General features: G+C 41.6%; 5 protein-coding genes. 2 read left to right on the forward strand and 3 right to left on the reverse strand.

The window, feature by feature from the left end; all coding sequences use genetic code 11:
• Positions 1 to 92: 92 nt before the first annotated feature.
• Together murB and murC are read right to left on the reverse strand one after the other, a co-directional pair.
• Positions 93 to 1,091 carry a UDP-N-acetylmuramate dehydrogenase gene (gene murB, locus PN497_RS23255; protein WP_096569109.1) on the reverse strand — a complete coding sequence of 333 codons (999 nt, stop codon included), beginning with the start codon at positions 1,089 to 1,091 and terminating at the stop codon, positions 93 to 95.
• 133 nt (positions 1,092 to 1,224) lie between these two features.
• Positions 1,225 to 2,685 (reverse strand): UDP-N-acetylmuramate--L-alanine ligase, encoded by a 1,461-nt coding sequence (gene murC / locus PN497_RS23260; RefSeq protein ID WP_096569106.1) that lies wholly within the window; start codon positions 2,683 to 2,685, stop codon positions 1,225 to 1,227.
• 591 nt (positions 2,686 to 3,276) lie between these two features.
• Between murC and nadD the strand changes: the two genes are divergently transcribed.
• Both nadD and PN497_RS23270 read left to right on the forward strand, forming a co-directional pair.
• The gene (gene nadD / locus PN497_RS23265; RefSeq protein WP_096569102.1) at positions 3,277 to 3,903 is read left to right on the forward strand and encodes a nicotinate (nicotinamide) nucleotide adenylyltransferase; all 627 of its coding nucleotides are present in this window, start codon (positions 3,277 to 3,279) and stop codon (positions 3,901 to 3,903) included.
• 358 nt (positions 3,904 to 4,261) lie between these two features.
• Positions 4,262 to 5,275, forward strand: a complete 1,014-nt coding sequence (locus PN497_RS23270; RefSeq protein WP_096569099.1) for a type I glyceraldehyde-3-phosphate dehydrogenase — start codon at positions 4,262 to 4,264, stop codon at positions 5,273 to 5,275.
• Positions 5,276 to 5,375: 100 nt separating this feature from the next.
• Here PN497_RS23270 and thiL read toward each other — a convergent pair whose 3' ends face one another.
• On the reverse strand, positions 5,376 to 6,413 hold the full coding sequence (gene thiL / locus PN497_RS23275; protein WP_096569096.1) for a thiamine-phosphate kinase: 1,038 nt from the start codon (positions 6,411 to 6,413) through the stop codon (positions 5,376 to 5,378).
• Positions 6,414 to 6,591: the final 178 nt, after the last annotated feature.

The raw sequence follows: 6,591 nt of genomic DNA on the forward strand, positions 1-6,591 counted from the left end.
GTCACCAGTCACCAGTCACCAGTCACCAGTCACCAGTCACCAGTCACCAGTCCCCAGTCCCCAGTCACCAGTCACCAGTCCCCAGTCCCCTATCAACAAACTGCTTGAAACTCGCCAATCATTTTAACCTCTGGCTCTAACCAAATTGACCAACGTTCTTGTACTTCACGTTGAATATGATTAATGAGACAGAAAATATCGCTGGCTTTAGCTCCACCACGATTAACGATAAAATTGGCATGAAGTTGTGCAACTTGCGCTCCACCGATTTGATAGCCTTTTAAACCAGCTTGTTCAATTAACCATCCAGCAGTGTAAGGCTTAGGATTGCGGAAAACACTGCCACAACTGGGAAAATTATAAGGTTGGGTAGAAAGGCGATGTTGTTTATGTTGTTTGGTTGTAGCTATAACTTGTGCTGGATCTGCACCGGGTTGAAGTTGCAAGGTTGCTTGAGTAACTATCCGTTTTCCCCCTTGCAATAATGAAGTCCGATATTTGTAACCTAATTCCGCTGGGGTGAGAGTTTCTAATGTACCATCAGGAGAGAGCAATTCCGCGCTCACCAACATATCTGCAATACAGCTATTATGCGCCCCTGCATTCATCACAACTGCACCACCAACAGTTCCCGGAATACCCACAGCCCATTCTAACCCTTCCCATCCCAATTCTGCGGCTTCCCATGCCAAGCTAGGAATAGATTCGCCTGCGGCGACAGTTAATTGACCTGTTTCTAGGTCGAAGTGCTTGGAACGGAAATGACGAGTAGCAATCACTAAGCCTGGTATACCTTGATCGCTGACCAACAAATTAGAACCTGCTCCCAGGATTGTTATTGGTAAATCTTGTTCTTTTGCGTACTCAATACTTGCTTGTAATGCTTCTAAGTTGCGTGGAGCAACGTACCATTGGGCTTCTCCTCCAACTCTGTAGGAAGTAAATGCTGATAAAGAAGCCTGGGTTTTAATTACACAATCAGTACCGGGTAAGTAAATTACTTCACTATCAACAGAATTAGTTGTTTGCTGTTTATTTGTAGTCAAAGCAGAAATCTTACAGACGTTTCCAGCAGCCGGGGAAGTTATCATCGTTGCTTTAATTGGTAATTTTTATTACTCTTTTACCGTAAAATTCCGGCAATAAGTTTAACTAATGAAACTATTGCTAGATAGGAAATTCGCACAAGAAACAAAACCTAGAAAACCTAGAACTGTGCTTTGCTTAGGATGTGGCTTTAGCTGGTTCACGAAGTGTAGCAATTACTTCAGGAATCGCTTGATTCAGATTACCAGCACCTAAAAATAGCGCCAAATCACCAGAACGCAGGTTTGACAATAAAAACTCGCACACAGAGGATAAAGTCGGTTGATAAATAACCTGCTGATGCTGCTTCCCTATTTCTGCTGCTAATTGTTCACCATTAATCAGTCCTAAATCTGGTTCTCCGGCGCTGTAAATGTCAGTGAGAACTACTAAATCAGCATGGGTAAAGGATTCGGAAAATTCTTCTAAAAAGGTAAGTGTCCGACTATAACGATGGGGTTGGAAGATGGCAACTACCCTTTGTCCTGGTCTAGCCTGAAGACGTGCTGCGGCCAAAGTAGCACGAATTTCGCTAGGGTGATGGGCATAATCATCAATAAAAGTAATACCAGCCGCTTCTCCCCGGAACTCAAAGCGCCGTCTTGCTCCTTCAAAGGTAGCAATACCTTTAGCAATTTCCCCAAATTCTAAACCCAGGGCGCGTCCTACGGCTACTGCGGCTAGAGCATTGCTGAGGTTATGCCGACTCAAAAGTTGTAGATTTAATACACCCAAGGCTTTACCTTTTTCCCAAACCAAAGCTGTTGTACCATCAGCACGATAGTCAATGTTGGTGACAGTATAGTCAGCGCCGGTATCTGGATGTAGACTATAGCTGATGTTTGGGTTAAGGCGATCGCGCACTGTGTCACAATCAATGCTACCTACTAAAATTTGGCAACCCTCGGCAAATTTTTGGAAAGTCTCAACTACTTCGTCTAATGTTTCGTAGTGGTCAGGATGATCGAGTTCAATATTGGTAATTATCCCGATAGCTGGGGCGTGTTTCACCAGAGAACCGTCAGATTCATCTGCTTCAGCCACTAGATACTTGCTTTCCCCTAATCTAGCATTCCCTTCCCAGGCATTTACTTCTCCACCGACTAAAATGGTCGGGTCAAGACCAGCTTGCCATAGCATATAACCAATCATGCTACTGGTTGTAGTTTTGCCGTGAGTTCCTGCTACAGCAATGCTATAATAATCAGCAATCAAGGCAGCTAAGACATCAGAACGGTGTAAAATTGGACAACCTAATTCTATGGCAGCTTTATATTCCAAATTATTGGTATTAATAGCTGTTGAACAAATTACTTGAGGTAAGTTAGACTTATCAACGGGCAATTTTTCTGGTGAATTTAATACTATTCCATCAGCCGATTCTTGAGGACGAAAGAACTCCAGATTGCTGGCTTCTTGTCTACTAAAAATGTGAGCGCCCAGGGATTCTAACTTGCGTGTAATCTGATTAGGTCGCAGATCAGAACCTGATACTGGTAATTGCCGTTTTGTCAACACATAAGCTAGAGCCGACATTCCTATACCGCCAATCCCAATGAAATGAAATGGTCTACCGCTAAAATCTATCTGACTATTCATCTTTTGTTCCTCTTACACCACACCACAAAATCTTTACATAAGACACGCGTATCATAACAGGATTTGGATTTTTACAGATACTGCTCCTGTAGGATTTTCATATCTGAATAAAGGGTTAATTTTTTACTTTGTTTTTGCTTGTTCAGAAAGATATTACCCTGACGAGAGAGTTTCTCTATTTATGATTATTCTGAAAACTGGGGTAACATCGGGAAAAAAATCCTGTAATGTTAAATACATATCGTTGATGGCTTTACTAAAAGTGGCTACGGAAGTCCTTGAGTTACAAACATAATTTGACACTAAGTAGGTAGGCGTTAAAAATGGTCGTTATGGCAAGGTAGGAGGCAGGAGGCAGAAGGCAGGAGGGAAGAGACTTTTAGGTAACTTTACTTTTCGTTACATACGTCTGTTTTTTTGTGCTTTTCTACTTATATCCAGCCAGCAGGTGAATTGACTACAATAATACATTGGTAGGGAAAAGATTATTCAACTAGTTGCAGTAGGAAATTTTAGGAGGCAGGAGGTAGGAAGTAAGAGACAAAACTTTAGCAGTGTGCTTTACTTTACCTGAATATTCCCGCACATCAAATGCAGAAACTAGCAATTTTTGGAGGTACATTTGACCCAGTTCACTGGGGACACCTACTCGTAGCCAAAATGGCTTTGACGCAATTACATCTGGAACAAATAATTTGGATACCTTCAAAAAATCCTCCTCATAAACAAGCCGCACTGTTTGAACATCGAGTAGCAATGCTGGATATAGCTACTAAAAATAACCCAGCTTTTACAGTCTCACTGATTGAGAGAGAATGCTCTGGGACTTCATACTCTATTAACACCCTGATTGATTTATCTGCTTTTTACCCAAATACTCATTGGTACTGGATTATCGGTTTGGATGCTTTCCAAACTTTACCTCGTTGGTATCGTGGATATGAACTAGCACAAATGTGTGATTGGTTAATTGCCCCCCGACAGGTCGGTGGTGAGACTATAGCTCAAACTGAGTCAATCTGCAACCAAGTAGAAAAAAAATTTAGAGAAAAATCACATACAATCAATTGGCAGTTACTGCATACACCTTTAGTAAGAGTTTCGTCAAGTATCATCCGTGAACTTTGTCGCCAAGGCTGTTCCATTGATGATTTAGTACCGAAATCAGTCGGCTTGTACATAGCCACTCACAATCTTTACACTCATAATTCTGAATAAATTCTGTATTTTTTTTGGGATAGAACACTTTATAGTTATAAATACTCCTCCCCTTTGCGATATGATTGGGGTCTGGAACAGAATCAAAACATTTACTCCAATCTACTCATTGAGCGAAAAAATCTAGACTTCAACACTCAAAGGTGTGATAATTACCCTGTTTTTAGGTAATAACCAAGCCTAAAGCATTTGCACAGTAGGGTGAGTTACACCCAATCTTAAAGCCTGTGGACTGGGTAGTGCCGACACTTCCAGAGTGAAGCAGGAAGTAAACAAAGCTCATGAGTAATTTTGAGTAGGTTTTATATAACGGTCAACGATATCAATTTATAGGCATAAATACAGAGGGCAAGACACTGTGATTAGAGTTGCAATCAACGGTTTCGGGCGCATTGGACGGAACTTCGCACGCTGCTGGATAGGTAGAGAGAATAGCCCAGTTGAACTTGTGGGTATCAATGACACTTCCGATCCTAGAACCAATGCTCACCTGCTCAGATATGACTCGATGCTGGGAAGGTTACAAAATGCGGATATTACTGCTGATGATAATTCCATTACTGTCAACGGTAAGACCATTAAATGCGTATCTGATCGCAACCCAGATAACTTGCCCTGGAAAGAATGGGAAATTGATCTGATTATTGAATCCACTGGTGTTTTTACCAGTAAGGAAGGGGCAATGCGCCACGTTAATGCTGGTGCTAAAAAGGTGCTGATTACTGCTCCTGGTAAAAATGAAGATGGTACTTTTGTGATGGGTGTGAATGATGAAGATTATGATCACAACGTACATCACATTATCAGTAACGCCAGCTGTACCACTAACTGTTTAGCTCCTATTGCCAAGGTGCTGCATGAAAAATTTGGCATCATCAAAGGCACAATGACCACTACTCACAGCTACACAGGAGATCAGCGCATCTTAGATGCTTCTCACCGTGATTTGCGTCGCGCTAGAGCGGCTGGTATTAACATTGTTCCCACTTCTACTGGTGCGGCTAAAGCGGTAGCTCTGGTACTCCCAGCTTTAAAAGGTAAGCTGAATGGTACAGCTTTGCGTGTACCCACCCCTAATGTTTCAATGGTGGATTTTGTAGTTCAGGTTGAAAAACCCACTATTACAGAAGAAGTTAACCAAGTCCTCAAAGATGCTTCTCAAACCTATCTCAAAGGCATTTTAGGTTATAGCGAACTTCCTCTAGTATCTTCTGATTATCAAGGTACAAATGAATCTTCCATTGTTGATGCCAACTTAACTTTGGTTATGGGCAATGACATGGTAAAAGTGATGGCTTGGTATGACAATGAGTGGGGTTATAGCCAACGCGTTTTAGACTTAGCTGAGTTAGTAGCCAATAAATGGGCATAATTTAGGTGACAGGTGACAGTAAGAAGGCAAAAGGCAAAAGGCAAGAGTTTATTCTTTCCAATTACCAATTAGCAATTACCAATTACCAATTACCAATCACCTAACTAAAATGCTGAAATCCCTGGCTAAGTGTTAAAACTTGGTCGGGGATTTTTTCGTTTTCATGTTGTAAAATTACTGTTGAGCCTGGTGTAATTTTACCGACAATGGCTGCACCTGCACCTAGTTTTTTTACTAATTCTAATGCGGTTTGTGGTGGTAAACAGAGGACTAATTCAAAATCTTCGCCACCATATAGGGCATAATTGAGCGATCGCTGTAGTGTGAGCCAATGATTAAATGTTGATGGTAGAGGAATTTTACTTGCTTCTAAAATAGCGCCTACTTTACTAGCACGGCAAATTTGTAATACTGCATCGGCTAAACCATCACTGCTATCCATCCCAGCAATTTTAGATTTTAGATTTTGGATTTTGGATTGAGATTCTATAATCTCCCACAATAGGGGTATGACATCTAAACGTGGTCTGGGGCGCTGGTGTGCGGTGATTAAAGCTGTCTTTTCTTCTGATTTGAGGTTTTGACCTATTTCGGGATTCAAGAGCAGTTCTAAGCCTCCACGGGACGCTCCATGAATACCTGTAACGACTATGGCATCACCTATTTGAGCGGTGGAACGACGGATAATAAAATCAGGGTTGGCTTGACCAAAGGCGGTTATGGATAAAGTGGTAATGGGCGATCGCACTATATCACCACCAACTATAGGAACGTTATATTTTTGCAAGCATTCTGTCATGCCCTGATACATTCTTTCAACCCATTCAACGCTTAAATCTCCTGGTAAACCCAGTCCAACGGTGATACCCAAGGGAAAAGCCCCCATAGCTGCTAAATCGGATAAATTAGCAGCAGCAGCACGCCAACCAGCATCCTCTGGAGCAGTGGTAACATCACTAAAATGTACACCATCAACTAACATATCTGTAGTTACTACCAAAGATTGCTTTGATTCTGTCGCCAAAACTGCCGCATCATCACCTATCACCTCTGAAGGACAAAAGCGTTGTAATCTCTCTAAAAGACCTTGTTCGCCAATATCTCGAACTTGTAAATGTTCTACTGGTAAATTAGACATAATTTTGAGGAGGCAGGAGGCAGAAATTTTGAATATTTTAGGACTTACGCATTGACAGGATCAACCAAATATGAGGTATGGGTTTCGGGCATTTTAACGTGATTTTTTAATTATTTTTGGGCGATAGCGAAGCGCTGCTGCAAGCAGTTCGCTATTGATCGGAAGTTAATCGCCAAAA

Source organism: Sphaerospermopsis kisseleviana CS-549 (genome assembly GCF_028329225.1).
GTDB lineage: Bacteria > Cyanobacteriota > Cyanobacteriia > Cyanobacteriales > Nostocaceae > Sphaerospermopsis > Sphaerospermopsis kisseleviana.